16 protein-coding genes are annotated in these 24,088 nt (G+C 31.6%); 3 read left to right on the top strand and 13 right to left on the bottom strand.

Features of this window, described 5'->3' with window-relative positions; genetic code table 11:
- Window positions 1-21: 21 nt before the first annotated feature.
- From BWZ22_RS13105 to BWZ22_RS13070, 8 genes are all read right to left on the bottom strand, one after another.
- Window positions 22-2,433 carry a UvrD-helicase domain-containing protein gene (locus BWZ22_RS13105; RefSeq protein ID WP_076700686.1) on the bottom strand — a complete coding sequence of 804 codons (2,412 nt, stop codon included), beginning with the start codon at window positions 2,431-2,433 and terminating at the stop codon, window positions 22-24.
- Between the two features lie 250 nt (window positions 2,434-2,683).
- On the bottom strand, window positions 2,684-2,812 hold the full coding sequence (locus BWZ22_RS13100) for a type I restriction-modification system subunit M N-terminal domain-containing protein (RefSeq protein ID WP_083692344.1): 129 nt from the start codon (window positions 2,810-2,812) through the stop codon (window positions 2,684-2,686).
- A gap of 123 nt (window positions 2,813-2,935) precedes the next feature.
- Entirely contained in the window at window positions 2,936-3,661 is a 726-nt protein-coding gene (locus BWZ22_RS13095; RefSeq protein WP_076700684.1) for a hypothetical protein, read from the bottom strand.
- Between the two features lie 184 nt (window positions 3,662-3,845).
- Complete coding sequence (locus tag BWZ22_RS13090; RefSeq protein ID WP_076700682.1) at window positions 3,846-4,511, bottom strand: response regulator; 666 nt, start codon at window positions 4,509-4,511, stop codon at window positions 3,846-3,848.
- Between the two features lie 2 nt (window positions 4,512-4,513).
- A complete protein-coding gene (locus tag BWZ22_RS13085) occupies window positions 4,514-6,169 on the bottom strand; it encodes a tetratricopeptide repeat-containing sensor histidine kinase (protein ID WP_076700679.1) in 1,656 nt (551 codons plus the stop codon).
- 122 nt (window positions 6,170-6,291) lie between these two features.
- The gene (locus BWZ22_RS13080; protein ID WP_076700677.1) at window positions 6,292-8,361 is read right to left on the bottom strand and encodes a hypothetical protein; all 2,070 of its coding nucleotides are present in this window, start codon (window positions 8,359-8,361) and stop codon (window positions 6,292-6,294) included.
- 32 nt (window positions 8,362-8,393) lie between these two features.
- Complete coding sequence (locus tag BWZ22_RS13075) at window positions 8,394-8,840, bottom strand: thioesterase family protein (RefSeq protein WP_076700675.1); 447 nt, start codon at window positions 8,838-8,840, stop codon at window positions 8,394-8,396.
- Window positions 8,841-8,861: 21 nt separating this feature from the next.
- Window positions 8,862-9,371 carry a DUF134 domain-containing protein gene (locus BWZ22_RS13070; protein WP_198027617.1) on the bottom strand — a complete coding sequence of 170 codons (510 nt, stop codon included), beginning with the start codon at window positions 9,369-9,371 and terminating at the stop codon, window positions 8,862-8,864.
- Between the two features lie 345 nt (window positions 9,372-9,716).
- Here BWZ22_RS13070 and BWZ22_RS13065 point away from each other — a divergent pair, with 345 nt between their 5' ends.
- From BWZ22_RS13065 to BWZ22_RS13055, 3 genes are all read left to right on the top strand, one after another.
- A complete protein-coding gene (locus BWZ22_RS13065; protein ID WP_083692342.1) occupies window positions 9,717-13,277 on the top strand; it encodes a LamG-like jellyroll fold domain-containing protein in 3,561 nt (1,186 codons plus the stop codon).
- A gap of 346 nt (window positions 13,278-13,623) precedes the next feature.
- Entirely contained in the window at window positions 13,624-15,282 is a 1,659-nt protein-coding gene (locus BWZ22_RS13060) for a PQQ-dependent sugar dehydrogenase (protein WP_076700667.1), read from the top strand.
- 140 nt (window positions 15,283-15,422) lie between these two features.
- Window positions 15,423-20,339: a LamG-like jellyroll fold domain-containing protein gene (locus tag BWZ22_RS13055; RefSeq protein ID WP_076700664.1), complete on the top strand. Its 4,917-nt coding sequence runs from the start codon at window positions 15,423-15,425 to the stop codon at window positions 20,337-20,339.
- 104 nt (window positions 20,340-20,443) lie between these two features.
- On the opposite strand, the gene hisS is transcribed toward BWZ22_RS13055, so the two are convergent.
- The 5 genes from hisS to rpsF all read right to left on the bottom strand — a co-directional run bounded on the left by hisS (window position 20,444) and on the right by rpsF (window position 23,993).
- On the bottom strand, window positions 20,444-22,201 hold the full coding sequence (hisS, locus tag BWZ22_RS13050) for a histidine--tRNA ligase (RefSeq protein ID WP_076700662.1): 1,758 nt from the start codon (window positions 22,199-22,201) through the stop codon (window positions 20,444-20,446).
- Between the two features lie 146 nt (window positions 22,202-22,347).
- Window positions 22,348-22,818 carry a DUF6495 family protein gene (locus BWZ22_RS13045; RefSeq protein WP_076702500.1) on the bottom strand — a complete coding sequence of 157 codons (471 nt, stop codon included), beginning with the start codon at window positions 22,816-22,818 and terminating at the stop codon, window positions 22,348-22,350.
- 71 nt (window positions 22,819-22,889) lie between these two features.
- Window positions 22,890-23,342: a 50S ribosomal protein L9 gene (gene rplI / locus BWZ22_RS13040; protein ID WP_076700659.1), complete on the bottom strand. Its 453-nt coding sequence runs from the start codon at window positions 23,340-23,342 to the stop codon at window positions 22,890-22,892.
- Between the two features lie 13 nt (window positions 23,343-23,355).
- Complete coding sequence (gene rpsR / locus BWZ22_RS13035; RefSeq protein ID WP_076700658.1) at window positions 23,356-23,652, bottom strand: 30S ribosomal protein S18; 297 nt, start codon at window positions 23,650-23,652, stop codon at window positions 23,356-23,358.
- A 2-nt stretch (window positions 23,653-23,654) separates the two neighbouring features.
- Complete coding sequence (gene rpsF, locus BWZ22_RS13030; RefSeq protein WP_076700656.1) at window positions 23,655-23,993, bottom strand: 30S ribosomal protein S6; 339 nt, start codon at window positions 23,991-23,993, stop codon at window positions 23,655-23,657.
- Between the last annotated feature and the right edge of the window lie 95 nt (window positions 23,994-24,088).

Below are 24,088 nucleotides of genomic sequence, written 5' to 3'. Positions count from 1 at the left end.
TGAGATTTATATTTAGATAGCTTAAAAAATTGTATTATCATCTAATTTCCCAGACAAAGAGTTTTCACTTCTCCCAAATAATTCACAAAGAGTTTCCATATCAAACTTATCCTTGCATTTGTCTAACAATTCATATTCTCTTTCACTCCATGGTTCGTAAGCTCTTGGGTTTTCTTGTCTAGCTCTATAGATATGATGATCTAAATAACCTGTATACTCTAATGGAATTGCCTGAATCTCTTTTTTTATCTCATTAAACAAATTAGAATTGTTAAAAACTTCTTCATTCCCAATCTTTTTACCACATTCAGGGCAATACTTAAAATGCTCTTCTATTTTAGATTCACATTTTGAACAGATAGATATTTTATTCTCTATTAATGTTTCCTGAAATTCTTCTGAAAGGATTAATTCTTTTGGAATATCTTTGACAAATTCTGAAATACTACCTTTTTGAGACATTAAATATAAATGACTTTTCGCACGTGTTAATGCCACATAAAACAATCTCCTTTCTTCTTCTAAAAGCGTATCGTATTCTGTCTTTTTTATAACATGATAAATTTTATCTTGCATCCATGGATCTGGAAATCCTCCGGCCTCCTTATTCAATCCTAAAACAAATACAACTTTAGCCTCTAAACCTTTTGCACCGTGAATAGTTTTAAACTGAACTTTGATACCGCTATTTTTTAATGCTTGTTCAACATTTTCTTTCATTGCAGACCTACGGTAAAGTATTAAAATTTCTTCTGGATGTACGCCATTTTGTATATGCTGTTGTACCTTTTTCCAAATAAAACTTTCGGTTTCACCTTCTACTTCAGCTAAATGCACTTCAATTTTAGCTCCTCCTTTTTTAACTGCCTTAATATTCTTTTCAACTTGAAACTTATTCTTTTTAATTATTTGATTTGATGCCTTTACAATTTGATCTGTGCTTCTATAATTCAGGTTAAGTGTTATTATTTCAGGGTTTTCAAAATGCTCTTTAAAGTTTACTATATAATCTATTTCAGAGCCTCTAAATCCATAAATACTTTGCCAATCATCTCCAACACAAAACAATTGAGATTCGTGGCTAATTAAATGTTTTAAAAATTCCACCTGTTTGTTATTAACATCTTGAAATTCATCTACCATTACGTATTTAAACAAGTATTGATACCTTTCTTTAATTTTTGGATACTCTTTAAAAAGTTTTAATGCATACTCGATTAAACCGTCAAAATCCAGATAGGATTCATTAATACAATACGCATCGTATGCTTTTATTATTGGTATTGCAACTTCATAGAATGAACGTACACGCTTATGCTTGCTTTTGGCTGCTGATTTAGCAATTACATCAATGCTTTTATTTGTGTTTTTTATTTGAGCTCTAACATCTAATACCAATCGGTAAAACTTTTTAAGTTCGGTTCTAAATTTTGCGAATTCTTCATTGTAGTGTAAAACCGTTCCTGAAGACATATCGGAAGAGATTCTACCTCTTATCACTCTATCTAAAACATGATTAAAAACCGCAGAATTATGTGTTGCTTTATCAAAAGTTTTTACACATGAAATTCCTGCCTTTTTATATTCCATTTCTTTATAAAATGTTCCGCAGCTTAAATTACTTACATGCTCTAAATATAAGTTTGCTTGAGGAATAAAAAAATCGGGATGGAAATCTTTATTCTTAATTCTAACAACATGCTCGTACTTATATTCTATACTATTTCTAAATAACCAGTCTGCAATAAACTGTTCTGATTTAGAGCGTACTTTATCCCCTTTTAAAGTGGTAAAAAATTTACCTTTTGGCCTAAATTCATCCTTTTCTTCATCTTCTCCTATGTAGTCAACAAAATAATCTAAAACATATCGTTTTAATTTTATTAAAAACGCTTTATTTTTTGATAATTTAATGGTGACTTTTTGAATTATTTCAGACTCCGTTTCTGGTGCGCTATTACCTATAACCTCTCCTGAATTGTTTTTGGATTTATTAATAATTTTAAACTGGTTATCAAATACATTTACACCATCAGTACGCATAATTTGATAGCACAAACCATGAAATGTCTTCATTGTTATTTGGTTTAACCATGGATACTTTTGAAGCATTTTCTTTCGTTCTTCACTAATTTCTTTTTGTGTGACACCTTTTGATTCTAAAAACTCCTTGTAAAACCCTGATTTATCTACCGATAAGATCATACGATCTATCATCTCATTAGCCGCATTTTTTGTAAATGTAATAGCAAGAATACTATTAGAATCTGCTTGTTCATCATTTATTAAATAATTTATTTTTTGAAGTAGTGTGTTGGTTTTACCAGAACCAGCTCCTGCTAAAACTAAAACTCGTTTTTCTTTTGAAAGTACTGCTTTTCTTTGTTGGTCATTTAATGCGCTTAAATTAGTACGTGTGGTTAATTGGTTCATTTGTTTTGTTTAGGTTAATTATGTTTTGGGGTGAGGTTATATAAAATTAAACAAGTTTTATAAAATAAATTATAAATTTTTGGTGTACTTTACCATAAACTTAGCCTTATAATTTGTACGGTAGAAATTATACTCAAAATAATAATTTTTACTGGATTTTATATTTCTTTTCTTTAGATTCTTTATTACTGATTTGGTCGTAGGTTAAACCATCTGGCGCTAAGGCCTTGTTGGCGTGTAAAGTCATTTTTTAAATTAGATGTTTGTAAAAAATAAAGCCTAGTATATTGTCTCTAAAATCATTGTCATCCATAGTACCACGTAGGTCATTGGCAATGTTCCAGAGTGTTTGATGTAGTTGTAGTTGGTTTTCGGACATTGATTTAAGTTTATTTTACAAAGAAAGCGCCTTGGTATGAGCCGCTATTTATTATAAAGAACTTTAAAAGTAAAAAAAATGAGGAAAACACCTACTTTGTTTTCCTCATTTTTAAATTAGTGATTAATCTCCCTCAAAAAAGAACTCGTGTATATCGATAATATCACCACGACCTATTTGTACTAAATCCATTGTTTCTTTTAAATATATGCCTAACGAGCGTTCATTATACAATAGTTTAAGCCTAGGCGAATAATCGGTCACTACATACATATCGCCTGTTAGTTTAAAAAATGGCACTATTAATTTGCTTTTTATTTTAACGCCTTTGTTTACAACTTTTCCTTTTGCTAAGGTTTCTTTTAAACTGGCTTCATTTTTTTCATTGGATGATACTTTAACGTAGGCAACCATCATGTTCATCCACTCGGTTTCATCTACTAAAAACCACTGTACTTTTTCAAAATCAATACCATATTCTGAAATCCAACCATGACTTGTAAAGCCAAAAAGCACTTGTTTTTTCCCATCTAATACGGGGTCGTTAGTAGGTGTAAACTCTTGAATTTTATAGGTAATTACAGATGCTGCTGATATGTCTTTTAACTTTTTACCATTAAAAGCTAGTGTTTTAAGTGAAAAGCTAGTTAATTCTGGATGGTTAGATAAAATCCATTGAGTAGCTGTTAATTCTGCCTGTTCTTCCATTTGTTTAACTGCTGCTATTCCTGCCCCAATAGCTACTAACCCACCTGCTACTGCAGCTACTGCTGCCCCATCATTTTGAGTTTGGGCTTGTTTGGGCAATAATGTAAGACCGATAATAATGAATAGTAATAATTTTTTCATGTTTGTTTGTGTTAAAATGTTGAAATAATATAGATAGAAAATATACCTTTTAATAAAAAACACGCCCCGGTTAAAGGGCGTGGAAATCCTAATCATTATTATGATAGAGAATTATTAATAGCATGACAATATTATGGTTTAAATTAGATAAAACTTTACGGCTTTCCGTATTTAGGATGGTTTTTTAGAGAAGTCCTAAATCTTTTACAATACTTACCAAATGTATGGTGTTATTGGCCTTAAAAATATCTTTTAGTTTATTAATGCGTTTTTCTATAGAACTTAAACTAGATGGTGCTATATTTTGAGTTTTAAATAGGGTACTAATTTCGGCTTGAGAGAGGCCTAAGGAGAGGTTTTTAATTAATTCTATATCATAGTCATCAATTTCTAAATCGTTTTTTTTGTTTAATGCATTTTGAACTTGTGGAGAGAGGTATAATTTATTTTTAGCTACCTGAGCAAGGGCTATAGAAAGTTCAAAAGTACCTTTTCTGCCTTTACACACATAAGCGTTTACACCGTATGTATTAATTAAAGTACGTACTTTTTGCAAGCGTTCTTCCATAGAATATATGATTACTTTAAGGGCAGGATATTCTGGTTTAATAGCAGCAACCAAGTCTTCGCCGCTTTTTAATTTATTTTCTTTGTAGTCTTCTTTAAAAGACAAATCGGAAATCAACAAATCAAACGGTTGGTTATTTAATGATGCCTTTTTTATTTTTAAAAAAGCTTCATCACAGTATTGTGCTTTTACAACGTTATTTATGTTGTTAGATTTAAGCACCTTTAACACGCCTTCGTTCACAACGTCGTGGTCATCAACCACTAATACTTTTTTAAACATAGCTAAATGGTTATTTTTGACTTAAAGCCTTTATTGGTTTCTGATTCAAAAATAATGGTTCCGTTAATTGAATTTATACGGTTTTCCATATTGCGCAATCCAGATCCTTTTTTAATAACACATCCTTTTCCGTTATCGGCATATGAAATACTGATTTTTTTGTTGATTTTCTTAAAAGATATAACAGCACTTGTGCAAAAGCTATGTTTTTTCATATTTACCAAAAGCTCTTGTAAAACCCTATAAAGGGTAATTTTTTTAATATCGTCTAAAGTGCTCCAATCAATGGTACTTAGACCTTTTGTGATAACGTTTACAGATTGGGTATTGTAACTTGCAAATAGGTCTTTAAGTAGATCATCAAAATTATAATTGACATTAATAGGGCTATTGGCTTTTGAAATATCTCTGGTTTTAGAATAGATAAGCTCTAAATCATCTAGCATATCTTCCCTTATGTTAGAGTTGCTTTGAAGTTTGGTCATTACCTGATAAATATCATTAGCTAACTCATCATGTACTTTTTTAGATATGCGAGCCTCTGTATTATAGGCTATTTTAATTTTGTCTTTTTTATGTCTTGCTTGTATAATTAAAAAAGTAAACATTGACGATATAAAAATCAAGCCTCCTAATGCTTGGTACATTATTTTATCTGCACGTTCTTGCTCTTGTTTTAGTTTGTTTTCATTAGCAATTTTCTCTTGCTTACTATAATTAAATTTTATTAGAGCGTATTTGTTTTCTGCAATTTGTTTTGCTTTATCTAAACTATCTTTTAGTTTTTGATACTCTAAAACCATTGGGTCTGGGCTTAAGGAAATTAAAGAGGCAAGCGCATTCTCTAAAAACGAAGGACTATTTAAGGTTTTAGCTATTTCATAAGCCTTTTTGGCGTACAATCTAGCTTTTTTAATAGCTCCATTTTCATTATAAAATATTGAAAGGTTTTTATAGCTTGAATAAAGCCCTATGGCATCTTTAATTTCTAATCTTAATTCTAATGCTTTTTTTAAGTTGTTTAAGGCCTCTGGTTTTTTAAGTTTTAATTGTGTAAAGCCTAAATTGTTTAATGCTCTTGCTGTTTGGTATTTATCGTTAAGTGGTAGGCTATTTTGGTAAATATTTAAAAACGCTGCTTCTGCTTTTTGATACTCTAACTTATCTATATAAATGAGTCCTATATTGTTTTTTATAATATTAATATAGTTTTGATTTTTGGTGTACTTTAATGCCTTTTTATAATATTTTATGGCTTCATCATATTCTAACAAATTATAGTAAACCCTACCTAATTGATTGTATATACCTACTTTACTTTCGGATGAAAAGTTTTTATCATTAATTTTTTCTAAGAATTCTAGTGCATGTACGTTATTGGTTTCGCTACCGTAATAATCGCCCAAACTAAATTGAATGATAGCTAATTGCCTAAGATTATTTATTGCTGATATGGTATCTTTTAAGCCTATATTTTTTATGAACTCCTTTTTAAAAAAGACGTAAGACCTTACTAAACTTTCATTGTTTTTAGGGTTATTAGCTAAATTTGAATAGTAACTTACACTATCAACTTGTTGTTTAACCTCTTTATTTTTGGCGTAAACACCTAAATTTAAAACACAAAAAAAGAGGCATGATATTGATAATTGTTTCATTCCTCTAAAATAATAACTAATGATGAATTATACACCCATATTTAGTTTTGATTGGCTCAACCGTATTAAGGGAAACTAAATATTTTTTTGACAGCCTCCATTTACACTATTACAGTAAAGTTTTAATTAAACAATCTTGGAGTATCTAAAAGCAGTTCTATTTTTTTAATTATTATGGTAACCTGATCCATTTGAGATTCAATATTTCTAAAATAAATACTTATATCTCTATTCACCCAACTTTCTGATATAACTCTAGCTCCTAAACTAATTCTTAAAACAGCACTTTGATTATTATGATATTTTGCATTAACTGCTTGACCAATATGACATTTTTGAGCTGCAAGTCTAACCGTTTCTATGGGCGCTCCTTCAAATTCATTTGATAAATCTGAATTTAGCAATACATACAATTTTTTTACCTGCTCTAAAGAAAGTACTTCATTGTTTTTTAAGATGAAAAATGGGAAAATGGTTCTTATATTTCTAAGTCCGAACTCTTCCTTATTATACATGTTAATTTTAGCTTCATTTCCAAAAAGCGGCTGTAAAAAAGGCGCATCATTAATAGAAGCTTTCACGAAATTACAGAACATTTCTATACCTAAATTTCTGTATAAAATAGGTGTTTTATAATACCTATCCATTTCAACAATAGCGGCATTCCAACGCATGTATGAACCGTAGTTAAACCCATCTGATAAATCTTTAGAGCAAAACCAAGGTTGTGGCCAATCAATACTATTGTAATAATTATTAAGTCCTTCTGGTAATTTCTTTTCTACAGACTCTACAACTTCACTAACACTTTTAGGAATAATAAGTGCCCCTGCATACGGAGGACCTGTAAAAAACTTACTACCTGTTATTGTTACAATGTATCCTTTATTCAAGTAATTTTGAACATCTTTAGGATCTAATCTAAGCTGAGAGCCATCAACGATAACTTGAAGCGATACATTATCTATGGTTTTTAAATTTTCAAGCAACGTAGTAGTTGGTGATTGACATCCTAATTTTGATTGATCCATAACATGCAATACAGCATGCCTACCTAATGCATTGGTTTTAGTAACCGCATTAAAAACTTCATTATCTAATTGATTATCTGATTTGAGGTCTCCATGTTCATCTTTAAGAGGAATTTTAATGACATCAACTTCTCTAAATCCTTCAATGGTATCGCCTTTTTTAACTGGATAATTTAAAGCGGTAGTATTTTCAAAATGACATCCTTTTAAAGCCGCAGGTACGCCACTACCCGTTTCATCTGAAGCTACTAAAATATGTGTGATATCTTGTTTTGTAACAATTTGCGTTATTGCTGCTATTTGAAGTGCAGAATCTGTTCCTGAAGGTGAGAAAATTATCTGTGTTTCTTCATTAATTTTAAGAGCTTTTCTAAGGTTGCTTTTTAGAAGTTCTGTAAATTCAATAGAAGACTTTTCAAATCCGTTTTTTAAACTTTTTTGTATTAAAATGGTTCTTGCTTTATCTGTTCTATCATAAGCAAAATTTGAAATACTTGTGGCTGTAGATGAAGCAAAAGTGAATGCTTCGGGTCTAGGAAATGGACGGCAACCGTATTTATTTAAAAGTTCTTTTTCATCTACATTTAATCTAAGATCACCACCAGACATTAAAAGATACTCTGTTGGAACTGCTAAATTTTCTAGAATAGATTGCCAATCATCTTTTACCGTTTTATTTTTAGTGGCTATTCCATGAAAAAATTGAAATTCACTGTATTTTGATAAAAATTCTACATTAAAATCTGTATTGTGCTTTATTATGTTTATTAAAAAGTAATTGCAATTTTTTAATTTTTCTTTATCTCTTTTTTGCAATAAATTATAGAATATTTGGGTAACTTTTAATGCCGCTAAATCACACAGAATGCTGTTGTTTTTATCTTTACCTAAAGCTTTGTACCATATTTGCCATTCTATACCATACCTTAAATAAATTAATGCTAAAACGGGTTGCTCTAAAAACAACTCGCCTATTTTTATAGCTTTTCCTGGTATAATTTTAAACAAACTAGGCTCTTTGCTTGATGCTATAATATTTATACTATTTATTTTAGGTACTGTATTAAATCGTTTTAAAACTCTTACCAAATAGTTTACATTCTCTTTTTCAAATAAACTTGTTCTTTTATATTGATCTTCAATAAGTACGTTTTTACTCATAATTAAAATAATACGTTTTCTTAATATTTAAGTTAGCGCAAAAGTTTTACTTTTAACTTTCTCTCGCAAGGGCTTTTAAAATAGTTTTTAAGTTTGTTTTCAACAAAATCTGGAATGTTAATAGGTAAACGCGTTTTACTGTTAACAAACACTACCGTTGATTTAGCTGTTGATAATACTATGTTTTGTTCGTTTTTAATTTCAAACTCAAAATTAAAACGAACTTTAGGTAACTCTTTTATGGTGGTTTTTATACTAATAAGTTCATCATAATATGCTGGTTTTTTGTAAAATATCTCAAAAGAAATTACGGGTAGCATAATATTTTTAGTCTCTAACTCATAATCATTTACACCTAACTTTCTCATTAATTCTGTACGTGCTTGGTGGCAATACGTAACATAATTGGCATGATATACATAACCCATTTGATCTACTTCTCCGTATCTGGGTCTTATTTTATAAGTATCGGTTATCATTTTAATTTACTATAAATCTGTTTAATTATCATTGTCTTGTTTAGACTCAGAGCAATTACACTTATGCAATTTTTTATGGTCACAGCAGTAATTTTCATTTAATGCTATTGTGTCTTTTCTACATTTTCCTTGTTTTCTTTCTGTATTTGAATATAAATTTGCTACTGTTTTGTTGTTTAAATTATCTAAGCCATCTTCTCTGTAATCTTTACAAGATCCGCAAAACTCTTTGTTTATAGGGTTTTCAAATAAATTAAAACATTGCCTGCACCGATACCATATTTTATCTAATTTATAATTACCACCTTCAAATTCTATGGCTTTTCCTTCTATAAATGCTTTGGCTATGCTTTTTAGGGCTTTATTGTAAATGCGTGTTAAGGTAGGTCTTGATATATTCATTTGTTCAGCAGCTTGTTCTTGCTGAAGATTATTGTAAAGCACTAACCGAATACTTTCATATTCTTCAAAAGTTAAATTAATTTTTTCAATTTCAGACATTGGTATTCCAAAAGGCTTATAACCTTTCATGAGAGGAGGCTGATGAATTTTTCTACTTTTCTCTGGCCTTGGCATTATTTATAATTCACTTTTAAAATGATTTGACAAATATAATGAACCTACGTTCATAATAAAATTATTTTAAGGTGTATTTATATAAAATTTCATATTAAAGTGAAGTAGAAACAAACTCTTAAAATTAGGTTTCAAAATTAATTTTTAATTAAGAACAGAGACCAAATAAAGTTAAAATCATACTCTTTTACTTACAAAAAACTAAATTAATCTACATTTAATCGATTATATTTGCTTTTTACAGACAACCAACACTAAATTATTGTACTTTAGCTACATAATTCATTAACCCCAAATCTAATGAAAAAAAATACCCTCACTTGTGTAATCTTGTTTTTGGTTACACATTTATCAGTCGCCCATACAGATATAGGTAGTAGCACAATGCTGGAATTAAATAATATTCTATTTAAATCAGATTGCTATACATTACGTTTGTTAGAAAAACACAACAATCCCCATAAAGAAAGTAATTACATCTTTAATATTCATAAAGGAAGAAACTCAGCTCTTTCAAATAAAAATAGGTTTAAGAAAGGTAGTGTAAACGGTAACATTACAGGCGTAGTTTCACACCCAACAACAAAAAACAATTCTAAGAATACAGATACAAAAAACGTAATTGAATCTTACCTAGCCATAAAAAATGGCATTACCTTAGAGCCAGACTCTAACGGCACAACAAAAGACTATATAAATTCTGACGACATCGTGATTTGGGATCAATCGGCTAATGTTGGTTATAACCATGATATTGCTGGTATTGGTAAAGACGATGCTTATGAATTAAACCAAAAACAATCAAGCAGTGCTAATGATGCTATTGATGACCGTGGTTTAATTGAGGGGTTACTAACTATTGGTTTAAATGAAATTTACGATACTAATAACAACAATATATCATCTAACTCAACAACATTAGATGATAAAACATTTTTAATGTGGGGTAATAATGGCGCCAACTTAAACCTTGCCGCATCTACCATAAATGTTGACCTAAGTTCTGGTATTTCTGATTTATCAACCCCAGTGAGTTTTATTGGCATGCAACGCATTTGGAAATTAGTAGAAACTGGTGGTAACATTCCTTCTTGTAAAATAAGAATACCTCAAAACGCCATACGAAACATTTCATCTTCTGGGAATTATTACATGTTTGTATCTAATACTGGAGATTTTGATTCTACATCAGACTATAGATTGTTAACTCCTGACGGTAATGGAAATCTAGAAACAGATTACGATTTTAACGGCACTAAATACATAACGTTTGGTTATGCGCCTCGAGTAGTTGTAGAACGCTCAATTCATTTTGATGGTGAACAAGCCTATATAGATATGGCAAACAAGCTAGATTTAAATAGCACAAACTTTACTATTTCTGCTTGGATAAAAAGAGATACAGGAACAGTAAATGCTTCTATAGTTTCAAAAAGAGATGCCGCATTTACAGAAGGTTATGACTTTAAAATTAATAGTTTAGGTAAATTAGCTTTTTCTTTAAATGGAGGCGCTGCTACCCTAAGTTCATCAGTTATTATTCCAGAAAATAAATGGCATCATGTGGCTGTTATTTATAATAACCAACATGCTACTCTGTATATTGATGGTGTTGCTGATACTTCTGCTTCATCTTTGCCATTACCAACAGCAAGTTCTCAAAAATTCTTAATAGCAGCTGCAGATGGTAACGATACAAATACTACTAATTATTTTGCTGGAAATATTGATGAAGTTAGAATATGGAAAACAGCATTATCTGTTAACCAATTAAGATACATCATGAATCAAGAAATAATAAATGATTGTAATTTAGCTCTTGAATACGGAAATGTTATACCATCTTCTATAACTAAAAACGACATTAGTACTATTCCATGGACAGATTTAGCTGCCTATTACCCTATGTCTGCATATACTTATACCAATATAGCTGATATGTCTGGAAACAATATAGAAGGCACTCTAAAAAATTTAAATACAGTAGATTTTCAAACAGCTCCTTTACCATATAAAACTCAAAATTCGGGTTCTTGGGATGCTGAAGCCACTTGGTTGAATAATGCTATTATAGACCTTCCTAACTCATTATCAATTATAGACAGCACTACTCCCATAGATTGGAATATAGTTGAAATTGGCCATAACACCTACTTAGGAGCTACTTCTACTGCCAAAAGAACTAGAGATTGCAAAGTACAAGCTTTAATTGTTAACCCTGATGCAAATTTACAAGTAAATGGAGATATTTCTACTAACGAAGGTATAAGACTAACTATCACACACTATTTAAAACTTGATGGCTCAATAGATTTAGAAGGCGATTCTCAACTTGTACAAGACTTAAATAGCGAGTTAGATGTTACTAGTAAAGGTTATTTAGAACGCGACCAACATGGAACATCAGATACTTATACCTATAATTATTGGTCTTCTCCAGTAGGACCTATAAATAATAGTTATAACAATAATAATTATATGGTTGCTAATATTTTCTCTAATATTAACTTCTTAACTTCTGGATACAACGGAACAACAACACCACTAGCAGTTGCAGATTACTGGATATGGAAATTTAGTAACTTACCAAATAAAGATTATGCCTCATGGCAACATGTAAGAAGTACTGGTTCTCTAAAGGTTGGTGAAGGGTTTACAATGAAAGGCCCTGGAACAGGCTCTATCTCTACCCCTCAAAATTATGTATTTAAGGGAAAACCTAATAATGGTACCATTAACATCCCTATTATTGATGGCAATGACTATCTTGTTGGCAACCCATACCCATCTACTCTTGATGCAAAACAATTTATTTTAGATAATAGTGCTTCTATTGCTGGTGCTGGCACTACTACAGGTACTCTTTACTTTAGGAAACATTGGAGCGGTGGTTCTCATAAATTAGGTGACTACGAAGGTGGTTACGCTACTTATTCACTTGCTGGTGGCACTCCTGCTGCTTCCGTTGATATATTTGACCCAAATATTGTTTCTGATAGCTATCATAACGCTATACCTGGAAGATATATACCTGTGGGTCAAGGCTTCTTTATTACCGCTAAAAGCACAGGTAACTTAGAATTTAATAATGGGCAAAGAGTTTTTGAATTAGAAGATGAAACAAGTTCAGCTTTTACTAAATCTAACAATTCAAAAAGTAAATCAAATGAAACTAACGATTTAAGACCCAAATTAAGAATAGGCTTAAACTCTGTAAATACTGTACACAGACAATTATTAGTTACTGTTGATAACCATACAAGTACTGGTTATGATTGGGGTTATGATGCTCCTCATAATGATAATCAAATAGATGATATGTATTGGGTGATTGATAATGAAAAGTACACTATTCAAGGTATTAACCATATTGACAAACTAACCCAATTACCATTAGGAATTCATACTCAAAACGATGGTTACAATGATATAAGTATAGAAACGTTAGAGAACATTACAGATGCTACAGAAATATATTTACACGATAAAAATCTAAACATCTATCATAATTTAAAGGAAAGTCATTATCATGTTTATTTAAATGCTGGCGAATACCTAAACCGCTTTGAAATAACTTTTAGTAACTCACAATCTCTAAATGTTAGTGAGTTAAACAAAAATAATGTTGATGTATCCTATTCTAACGAAAGCGACAATATCATTATCCACAATCCTAATCTTAAACATATTAATTCTGTTGAATTGTATAATATTTTAGGACAGGCAGTAAAAAGATTTAATACAAATTCAAATGACAATTATATAGAACATAACATTAAATCTGTTAAAACAGCAGGCATCTATATAATTAAAACATATTTTAACAACGATACAATAAGTAAAAAAATTATTATAAAGTAGTTCTTTGTTTTATTGATATTAAAATTCTAAAACATCATAATTAAATAAATTATGGTGTTTTTTATTACAACAACGTTAAATAACACAAAACTCTACATACTTACAAAGCACTCTCACAATTCTAATAACAAACACGGCAAATTTATATTGCAGCTAGATTATCAAAAAACAACTCCAAAGCCAATAATAAATAAGAATTGTAAAATAAAATATTTACATCATTTTTATTAAAAAAATTGCTTTTAATCGATTTTTTAAGCATTTTATCGGATATATTAATAATTTTCCTATATTTGCTTCGCTATTAATCAATTAAAACATAACAGTCGCTCCAAATTCACCAACCATGAAAACGAAACTACTTGTTATCACTATACTAATATATTTACCAATTATAGCCCAAACACCAGTAACAGATGGCGCTAATTGGTCTGTTATTAACTTAACCGCCGATAATGAACTTGATTACCCTAACACAATCATTTACGGACCAGACGATTATTTATGGATAACAGAGCGGAAAGGAAAAAAAGTTGTAAAAATAAATCCTGCAGGAAGTATTCCTGTTAGTAAAATAGAAATGTTAGATTTAACAAGTATAGTTCACCAAGACGCTGGACAAGATGGGCTTATGGGAATAGCAATTCACCCAGACCTTTATTCTAACTTAAATACTTCTAATAATTTTGTATTTATAGCTTATACTTATGATGATGACCCAGGTAGCGGTGTAACAAGAAAACTCAGAATAGAACGCTATACCTATAATTCTGGAACAGGTGTTTTAAACGGCGGAAGCGCCACTACAATTATAGATGGGTTAGACGCTAGTAATGATCATAATTCAGGAAAACTTCAAATTGGACCAGACTTAAAACTATATTACACCATAGGAGACCAAGGAGCCAACCAATTTGGAAATGCATGTAACGAAATACAAGCTCAAGACTTACCAACATCTACAACAGATTACGATGCTTACAAAGGAAAAATTTTAAGATTAAATTTAGACGGTTCAATACCTTCAGATAATCCAACCATAGCAGGTGTTAAAAGTCATGTATATAGCTATGGGCATAGAAATCCTCAAGGTATTGTCTTTGGTTCTAACGGAATATTATACTCCTCTGAGCATGGACCGAAAGTTGATGACGAAATCAATATTATTGAAGCTGGAAAAAACTATGGTTGGCCAGAAATTGCTGGTTATTATGATAACTTAGGCTATAGTTATTGTAATTGGTCTAGCACCCCTGGAGGTTGTACAACTAGTGGTTTTAGTGATCATAATTGCCCTTCGGGTGTCACCCCTATAACAGAATTCACATCTGGAATGCCTACAGGTTTTAAAGAACCCATTGGAACATATAACAGTACTACAGCCACAGAACCTAGTGGAGACTGGCTAACATGGCCAACCGTTGGCCCTTCTAGCATACATATTTATGAAACTGGCTTAATTCCTAACTGGGGGACATCACTTCTAATACCAACTTTAAAACGTGGCACTATATACAGAGTTAAATTAAACACTGCTGGTGATGGTTTAGAATCTCAAACCTATGAAGAATTTCATTCTTCTAATGATAGATATAGAGATGTTGCTTTAGATCCTGATGGTATAACCTTATACGCTATAACAGATAACAGCGGCGGAACATCTGGTCCATCTGGAACATCAAACGTAAGTATTGAAAATCCGGGAGTTGTAATGAAACTACAATATATTGGACCTACTTTAAATACTAATAATTTAAGTAGAACTAATGAATTTACACTAGCGCCAAACCCAACTAAAAACAGCACTAAAATTAGCTTTAACCTAAACACAAAAGCATTTTTAGACTTAATAGTATCTGACATACACGGAAGAACCATTAAACATATAAAAGAAATTAACAACAATTATAATTTACAAACCTCTAACCTATCAAACGGCATGTATTTTGTTAGGTTAATAAATAAAAATAAAGAAATAGCAACTAAAAAATTAATAATTCAATAACGCCCCGTTAGCAGTGTGCTGTTAACTATTAGTTAAGATTAATTGTCTCTGTAGAATTACTTAGCATTTAAACTTAAACCAAAGAAATATTATAAAAAACTTTAAACACTTATTTAGCCCCAAACTAAATAAATCTACTTATGAAAACATCTACTCTCACAAACCTATTATTTACACTGTTTTGTTGTGTAGCTACACCATTGTGTGTTGCTTCTCAAACGCTAATTAGTTCAGAAAATTTTGAATCAGGATGGGGAATTTGGAATGATGGAGGAACAGATTGTCTCTTAGATACAAGTTCTAAACTTTCTGGATCAAACAGTATCCACTTAAAAAACAACTATGGCGCTAATTCTTCCATGTTTACTAATAACATCGACCTAATTAGCTATGGTCATGTAATTATAAATTTCGATTTTTACCCAGATAATTTTTGGGGAGGTTCAGATTTTTTTATAGAATTTTCAGATGATGGAGGTATTACATGGGACTCAACTCCAATTGCAAGATATCAACAAGGCGTAGACTTCAACCCAGGTAATATCTACACTGACGAATCAATAAAAATAATTAACTCCTCTTACGGTGGTACTCACTCCTTTTCTACAAATTCAAAATTTAGATTTAGATGTAACGCAGATGCTAACTGGAAACACCTATACATAGACAACGTAACAATAACCGGCTACCCACCTGCTCCTGAAATAAATGTACAAGGAAACAGTGTTTCTATTACAAACGGAGATACAACACCTACACCTATAGACCATACAAACTTTACAATAGCCAATGCCGGCATACAAATTACAAGAACATTTACCATTCAAAATATTGGAACAGCTAATTTAAATATTAGTTCTATAAATTTATCTAATAGCACAGACTTTTCTGTTATCACCCCATATACATCGCCAGTTCCTTATGGCTCAAGCACAACATTTACTATACAATATAACGCTCTTACATTAGGCACCAAAACCTGTACCGTAACCATAAATAATAATGATTCAGATGAAGGTACCTATCAATTTGATATTCAGGCGCGTACCGAACAAAATTTTTATGATAGTGATGGTGATGGGGTATTTGACAACGTTGATATTGATGATGATAACGATGGTATTTTAGACTCTGAAGAAGAACTCGCTTGCCAAACATCCAGTACCTCTACTGTAATGAATTACAAATTCCTTAATGAAACTTTTGGAACCGGAAACACAAGAACAACCATAAATACTACCTATGATGCCATTACCACCTATTGCTATGAAGACGGCGCTGGTTCTGGATGCGTAAATAGCAATAATTTAGGAGATGGCGAATATACTGTATACGATAGAATAGCCGATGGTGATGGAAACAATGACACACCTAATGATGATATTGGTTCTTGGGCTGATGAATACTGGTACACAGGAGAAGACCATACTCCTGGAGACACCAATGGCAGAATGGCTATATTTAATGCCTCTTTTGATCCTGGTGTGTTTTATACCGCCACAATAACCGGTGCCTTACCTGGTGTGCCTATTACCTACAGTTTTTGGGTATTAAATTTAGATACTACAGATGCTCCTAATATAGGCACTCGTTTAAGACCAGATATTTTGGTAGAATTTAGAGATGTTAACAACAATGTTTTAGCTTCAATATCTACTGGAGATATTCCCCCTTCTATTAATGGAGACCCAGAAAATAGCTGGCATAACTTTACAGCAAATTTAACATTAAATGTTAGTGAATTTTATGTGTATTTTATTAATAATGAAACTGGTGGACAAGGAAATGATTTAGCTATTGATGATATTGTTATTTCTCAAACATTATGTGATACCGATGGTGACCAAGTTGCAGATGTATTCGATTTAGACTCTGATAACGATGGTATCCCAGATGTTGTTGAAGCTGGTTTAGGAACTTATAGCGAAGGAAAAGCTACACTAACAGGCGTAACCTATTGGTCAGACGCCAATGCTAATGGTATGCACGATGATGCCGAAGGAAACATACCCCTTGATTCTGATTTTGATAATGTTCCTAACTATCTTGATTTAGATAGTGATAATGACACTATTTTTGATGTTGACGAATCTGGCGCTGGTAATACAGCCGACTCACTCTATCAAAATGGCGATGGTGACATTACAGGGGATGGCGTTGGAGACGGTCCTGACACAGATGCTGTTAGAGAAACCGATATAGATTCTGATGGAACACTAGAATACTTTACCGATGGTATTTTAGATATCTATGATTTTTTTGAAGGTAGCTCTATGGCTACTGGCTACGGAAACTCAAACCAAGGATTAGGAAACACATATTATGTATTAGATAGCGATGGAGATGACATTCCTGATTATATGGATACAACATCTGATGGAGGTACTTTTGATATATCGCACACCTTATATGCCAACTTAGATGCTGATAATGATGGCATAATAGACGATGGTAGCGACGCCGATGGTGATGGCATTATGGATTTGTTTGACACCGATGATGCTGCCTTTGGTTCACCTAGAGATTTAAACCAAAAATTTCAATTGTATTTTGATGGAAGAAATGATTATGCCGATGAACCTACTATTATAGATAATACTTGGGATGAAGCTACCTTAATGAGTTGGATAAAAATTGATCCATCATCAACTGGAGATCAAATCATTCTAGGTCAAGATGAATTTTACATTCAACTAAACGCCGATAAAACCCTTACCGTTTATGCAGATGGAAACACCTTAAACTACAACACACCATTAACCACAAACCAATGGATTCACGTTGCTGCAACCTTTGAAAGCGACCATTTAGACCCTGGTTTTAACCTCTATGTAAATGGCATTTCAGTAGCAAGTGCTATCCCCAGTTCTGGTAGTTTCAACGCAGACACCTCTAGTTTTACAATTGGAAGACAACCCGATACAAATAGTAAATATTTCCACGGATCTATTGACGAAGTTAGAGTTTTTAATAAGGCCTTAACTGAAAATGAAATTCAAAAAATAGTCTATCAAGAAATTGAAGATAATAGTGGTGTTATTAGAGGAAGCTTCTTACCAAAAGATATAACCGATTTTGATTATGCAACCGAAACTTCAACCCCATTAAACTGGGCCAATTTAGTACGCTATTACAAACTAGACACTTATAAAGATGATATTATTGACGATTTAACAACAGCAAGCATTGATGTTGGTAGTGGCGCAAAAATTTACAATACAAAAATAATTGAACCACAAACTACACCATTACCATTTATTACCAAAACTGGATGTAGTGGAGATTGGACAGATTCTAACAATTGGCTACATGGCGATGTTTGGGATATTGATAATACACATTCAGATTGTGCTATTGTTCATATAAAAGGAGACTTAGAAACCAACATAGACCACAAAACCGTTGGTTTAATAATAGACTCTGGTAGCAATTTAGATATTTTAAACAATTCTGAACTAAACGTTAGCTGGTATTTAGAATTAGATGGTAAAATTGATTTAGAAGGCGACTCTCAATTAGTACAAGGCGCAGAAAGCACCTTAGAAGCCACTAGTGCAGGAACCCTTGAAAAAGATCAACAAGGAACTGCCGATACTTACACTTACAATTATTGGTCTTCTCCTGTTGGCGTACCTAATAACACAACAAACAATAACTCGTATAATGTAACTCAAGTTTTTAAGAATGTAACGTTTGCTACATCAGGATATAACGGAACTCCTTCTCCATTAACTATTGCAGATTATTGGATTTGGAAATTTAATAATTTACCAAGTGGTGATTATTCTTCATGGCAACATGTAAGAAGCACGGGCACACTTTTAATAGGTGAAGGCTTCACTATGAAAGGTCCTGGAAGCGGTCCTATTTCTGCAGAACAAAATTATGTATTAGAAGGTAAACCAAACAATGGCGACATAAACTTAACCATTAATGCTGGTAACGATTATTTAGTAGGTAACCCATACCCCTCTGCCATTGATGCTGAAAAATTTATTTTAGATAACGGCAATACCGTTGCGGGCACTGGCTCTACAACAGGTACTTTATATTTTTGGGAACATTGGGGCGGAGGCACTCATAACTTAGGAGATTATCAAGGCGGTTATGCTACTTACTCACTTTCTGGTGGTGTCCCTGCTGCTGCTATAGGAACTAATCACCCAGACGTTGGTACCGGCGGTACGCCCACTAAAATCCCTGGTAAATATATACCCGTAGGACAAGGATTTTTTGTAACTGCTGAAAATAGTGGCACTATAAAATTTAAAAATAGTCAGCGTGTTTTTCAAGTTGAAGATGGCTCTAATTCGCTTTTTATGAAATCTGAAAAAGCGAAGCTTTCAACTACATCTGAAACCAAACAAAATAGTGACGACAGATTAAAACTTAGACTTGGTTTTTACTCTGTAAACACCATTCGCAGACAACTTTTAACAACTGTTGACAAAAACAGTAGTATTGAATATGATTGGGGGTATGATGCCCTGTACAATGACACCCAAATAGATGATATGTACTGGATGATTAATGATGAAAAATATGTAATTCAAGGTATAGATACCATTACACAAAGCACTGTTTTACCTTTAGGAATTCATACTAAAAATGATGGTATAAACACTATTACAATTGATGATATTGAAAACGCTCCAGATAATTTAGAAGTGTATTTACATGATAAAGAACTAGAAGTTTATCACGATTTAAAAACGAGTGATTATGACATTTTCTTAAATGCCGGAACGTATTTAAATAGGTTTGAAATTACATTTTCAAGTTCTCAAACACTTAATAATAAAGAAGTTAAACACACGCCTTTACAAACCTATTTTTCAAACGAAACAAACAGTATTATAGTTGTAAATCCTGAATCTAAAAATATAAAGTCTATAGAGGTATTAAATATGTTAGGACAGTCTCTATTTAAATTTAATACCAACACAACATCAAATTTTATAAAGTATAAAGCAAACCAATTTGCAACAGGCTATTATATTTTAAATATAGAAACAGAATTCTCTAAAATATCAAAGAAAGTTTTAGTAAAGAGATAATTTATTTGTTTAGTTTATTAGTTAGTTGAATTTAGTTAGTGTAGAAACCCCAAATCTACCATAATCTTTACTATGACGTTAGAGCCCTAAATTAGGGCTCTTTTTTATTTTATTGCAGCAATTAAATCTTCTAATGAAAGTTTAGATTGCTCACCAGACACCATATTTTTTAAAGTATAGGTGTTTGAATTTATTTCCTCATCACCAACCAATACTACAAACGGAATATGACGTCTGTTAGCATGGGTCATTTGTTTTTTCATTTTTGCAGCATCTGGATATAATTCGGCATTCACCCCTTGTTTACGCAAGGTTTTAATAGCTTTTAAGCAAAATAGCGCTTCTTTCTCTCCAAAGTTAATAAAGAGCACCTCAACATTTTTATTTACCGTTTCTGGGAATAAATTCAATTCTTCTAAAACTAAATAAATGCGGTCTAAACCAAAACTAATACCAACGCCACTAACATTTTTCATTCCAAAAATGCCAGTTAAATCGTCATATCTACCGCCGCCGCCAATAGACCCCATTTTAACTTCTTTAGGTGCTGATACTTCAAAAATAGCTCCGGTGTAATAATTTAGTCCACGTGCTAAAGTAACATCTAATTGTAAAGAGGCTGTGGTTAGGCCTAACTCTGAAATAGCATTATTAATAAAAGTTAATTCTTCAATACCTTTTAGGCCTTCTTCAGAAGTTGATAAAATAGCTTTTAAACTATCTATTTGAGATTCAAAACTACCAGACAAAGTAAATAAGGGCTGTAATTTGTTAATACCTTCTTGAGAAATTCCTTTTGAAAGCATTTCTTCCTTTACCTTCTCCTCGCCTATTTTATCAAGTTTATCAAGAGCTACTGTAAAATCTATTAACTTATTAGAAGCTCCAATAACCTCGGCAATACCAGATAGTATTTTTCTGTTATTTATTTTAATGGTTACACCTTGTAATTTTAACTTTGAAAAAACGGTGTCATACAATTGAATAAACTCTACCTCTTGCCATAAACTTTTGCTACCAACCACATCGGCATCACATTGATAAAACTCTCTAAAACGTCCTTTTTGAGGTCTATCGGCGCGCCATACAGGTTGAATTTGGTAGCGTTTAAACGGAAACTCAATCTCGTTTTGGTGTTGTACTACGTAGCGTGCAAAAGGTACGGTTAAATCGTAGCGAAGGGCTTTTTCGGAGATTTTTTCTGAAAGTAATTTGGAACTGAAAGTTACTTTAAATATTACTTTGTAAAGTTCTGCTAAAAAGACCTTATCAACACTATATATGTAGGCTACTTCATCAGACTGCAATTCATCACTCTTCTTTTTATTAAGAATAGCCGACAAAACATGACTTATAATTTCCTCCTCGAATCCTTTAAAAGCCAACAATATTCTTAAAGCAGAATTATTATCCAATCTATCAGTCAATATTTCTCCAAAACGCGAAATATTTGATTTATAAATATTTCTAATTGTTGCATAATTTTTAAATCTGTTTACTAATTTCAGTTTATCTTCTGAAGAACTTCTTTCTATCTCACCCCCGAAAACTTTGTCAATTTCAACACATAAAGTTTTCATTACATCACTAACTGAATTAATAAACAAACTATATTCATCAATCTCATTTCTGATATTTTTCACATAATCCCCAGAATTTAAAATCTTAAAAATTAATCTATCGCCTTCATCGCCATATTTCCCCATTAAAGTGCTAGAGTTTTCAAAACTAGGTGTTTCAATAGGTTGAAATCCAAATGTTTCAAACGCACTACGAATGGTATTAAAAATATAATTACGCTTTGCTACTTGTTCTGGGTTAAAATCTCTGGTACCTTTTGGTATGCTTGGTTTTTGAGCCATATTTAATTACCTGCAAACAGGTGGTCTTTAAATTTTAAAATATCCTCCTAATAGTATTACATCTGTGATGTTGGTATGAGGAATAACAAAAATAATATAATTGATTATGTGATGGTATGCTTTTTAATATAAAAAAGCACATCTATTTAGTTTATTAACTTATCAAAATAGCGGTACAACTCGCCTTTAGTAATGGATGCGCCTTGTTCTATCATTTTAAATTTATCAAGGTTTTTATCTTCAGAGTAGTCTTTATCTGCTTGTAAAAACTCAACTCTATCATCCATTAAATTTTCGCGTAGCCAATTATAACCTTCTTTTGTTGTAATATCTACATCTTCATTTTTAACATTAACAACAATGGCATGCATTTTATCTTCTTTTAAATGAAATAAATACATGTGTTGCGGTGCAAAATGCTCTAAATATTCGGCTTTGTTTAAAACACCTTCCCAAATTAAATCACTAAAAACATCAAGTTCGGTTTCTGCTAATTCTGGTTTATTTTGTTTTAAATTGTCCCACTCATCAGCTGTAATTTGTTGTGTTGCCAAAAAATTTATGAATTCTTGGTGTAACTCTTCAAATTGCTCTTTTGTAAGTCTTGCGTATTTCATTCCTTCATACATTATAACAAAAAAACCGCTTAGAAGTATCTAAACGGTTTTTATATATTAAAAAATTGAAATTATTTTGCTTGTGGAATAACTTCAAATGGTAATTCTACAGATACTTCTCTATGTAAACGAATAATGGCAGTATACTTACCTAAACGTTTTACATTACCACCAATTACATTGATGAATTTTTTATCTATATTATGACCTTCTTTTTCTAAAGCAGCTGCAACATCAATGTTGTTTACAGAACCAAATAATTTATCGCCTGCTCCTACTTTAGATGCAATTTTAATTTCTAATGCTTTTAATGCTTCAGCAATTTTATTAGCATCATCAACTATTTTCTTTTCTTTAAAAGCTCTTTGCTTTAAGTTTTCTGCTAATACTTTTTTAGCAGATACAGTAGCTAAAATAGCTTTCCCTGTTGGGATTAAAAAATTTCTACCGTAACCGTTCTTAACTGTTACAACATCGTCTTTAAATCCTAAATTCTCAACGTCTTGTTTTAATATAAGTTCCATTGTTATCGGTATTTTACTTTAATAAATCTGCTACGTATGGCATTAAAGCTAAGTGGCGAGCTCTTTTTATAGCTACAGACACTTTTCTTTGGTACTTTAATGATGTTCCTGTTAAACGACGTGGTAAAATTTTACCTTGCTCGTTTACAAACTTTAATAAGAAATCTGGATCTTTATAATCTACGTATTTAATACCAGACTTTTTAAAACGACAGTATTTCTTTTGTTTGCTAGTTTCAATATTAAGCGGAGTTAAATATCTAATTTCTCCGTCTTTTTTACCTTTTGATTGTTGCTCTAAAGTTGCCATAATTAAGCTTTTTGTTTAAGTTTTTCTCTTCTTCTTTCTGCCCAAGCTACTGCGTGTTTATCTAACTTTACAGTTAAATAACGCATAAAACGCTCATCACGTCTAAACTCTAACTCAAGGCTGTTAATTACTTCACCAGCAACGGTGTACTCAAATAAGTGATAAAAACCACTTTTTTTGTTTTGAATTGGGTAAGCTAATTTTTTAAGCCCCCAATCTTCTTTAGATATCATCTTAGCGCCGTTAGAAACAAGAAAATCTTCGTATTTCTTTACTGTTTCCTTTATCTGATCTTCAGATAAAACGGGATTTAAGATGAAAACAGTTTCATAATGATTCATAAAAATCTATTTAATTGTTAAAAATTGGCTGCAAAAATAGTTAATATATACATATAAAACAACAAAATATTTATTATATTGTTTGCGGTAACCAT

This window comes from Seonamhaeicola sp. S2-3 (genome assembly GCF_001971785.1).
Taxonomy (GTDB): domain Bacteria; phylum Bacteroidota; class Bacteroidia; order Flavobacteriales; family Flavobacteriaceae; genus Seonamhaeicola.
The sequence above is the reverse complement of the archived record's forward strand: the minus strand, read 5'-3'. Positions and strand labels throughout refer to the sequence as shown.

Excerpts from the sequence above, each read along its gene's own strand:
- BWZ22_RS13105 (WP_076700686.1), bottom strand. The coding sequence starts at position 2,433 with ATGAACCAATTAACCACACGTACTAATTTAAGCGCATTAAATGACCAA.
- BWZ22_RS13100 (WP_083692344.1), bottom strand. The coding sequence starts at position 2,812 with ATGTCCGAAAACCAACTACAACTACATCAAACACTCTGGAACATTGCC.
- BWZ22_RS13095 (WP_076700684.1), bottom strand. The coding sequence starts at position 3,661 with ATGAAAAAATTATTACTATTCATTATTATCGGTCTTACATTATTGCCC.
- BWZ22_RS13090 (WP_076700682.1), bottom strand. The coding sequence starts at position 4,511 with ATGTTTAAAAAAGTATTAGTGGTTGATGACCACGACGTTGTGAACGAA.
- BWZ22_RS13085 (WP_076700679.1), bottom strand. The coding sequence starts at position 6,169 with ATGAAACAATTATCAATATCATGCCTCTTTTTTTGTGTTTTAAATTTA.
- BWZ22_RS13080 (WP_076700677.1), bottom strand. The coding sequence starts at position 8,361 with ATGAGTAAAAACGTACTTATTGAAGATCAATATAAAAGAACAAGTTTA.
- BWZ22_RS13075 (WP_076700675.1), bottom strand. The coding sequence starts at position 8,840 with ATGATAACCGATACTTATAAAATAAGACCCAGATACGGAGAAGTAGAT.
- BWZ22_RS13070 (WP_198027617.1), bottom strand. The coding sequence starts at position 9,371 with ATGAAAGGTTATAAGCCTTTTGGAATACCAATGTCTGAAATTGAAAAA.
- BWZ22_RS13065 (WP_083692342.1), top strand. The coding sequence starts at position 9,717 with ATGAAAAAAAATACCCTCACTTGTGTAATCTTGTTTTTGGTTACACAT.
- BWZ22_RS13060 (WP_076700667.1), top strand. The coding sequence starts at position 13,624 with ATGAAAACGAAACTACTTGTTATCACTATACTAATATATTTACCAATT.
- BWZ22_RS13055 (WP_076700664.1), top strand. The coding sequence starts at position 15,423 with ATGAAAACATCTACTCTCACAAACCTATTATTTACACTGTTTTGTTGT.
- hisS (WP_076700662.1), bottom strand. The coding sequence starts at position 22,201 with ATGGCTCAAAAACCAAGCATACCAAAAGGTACCAGAGATTTTAACCCA.
- BWZ22_RS13045 (WP_076702500.1), bottom strand. The coding sequence starts at position 22,818 with ATGAAATACGCAAGACTTACAAAAGAGCAATTTGAAGAGTTACACCAA.
- rplI (WP_076700659.1), bottom strand. The coding sequence starts at position 23,342 with ATGGAACTTATATTAAAACAAGACGTTGAGAATTTAGGATTTAAAGAC.
- rpsR (WP_076700658.1), bottom strand. The coding sequence starts at position 23,652 with ATGGCAACTTTAGAGCAACAATCAAAAGGTAAAAAAGACGGAGAAATT.
- rpsF (WP_076700656.1), bottom strand. The coding sequence starts at position 23,993 with ATGAATCATTATGAAACTGTTTTCATCTTAAATCCCGTTTTATCTGAA.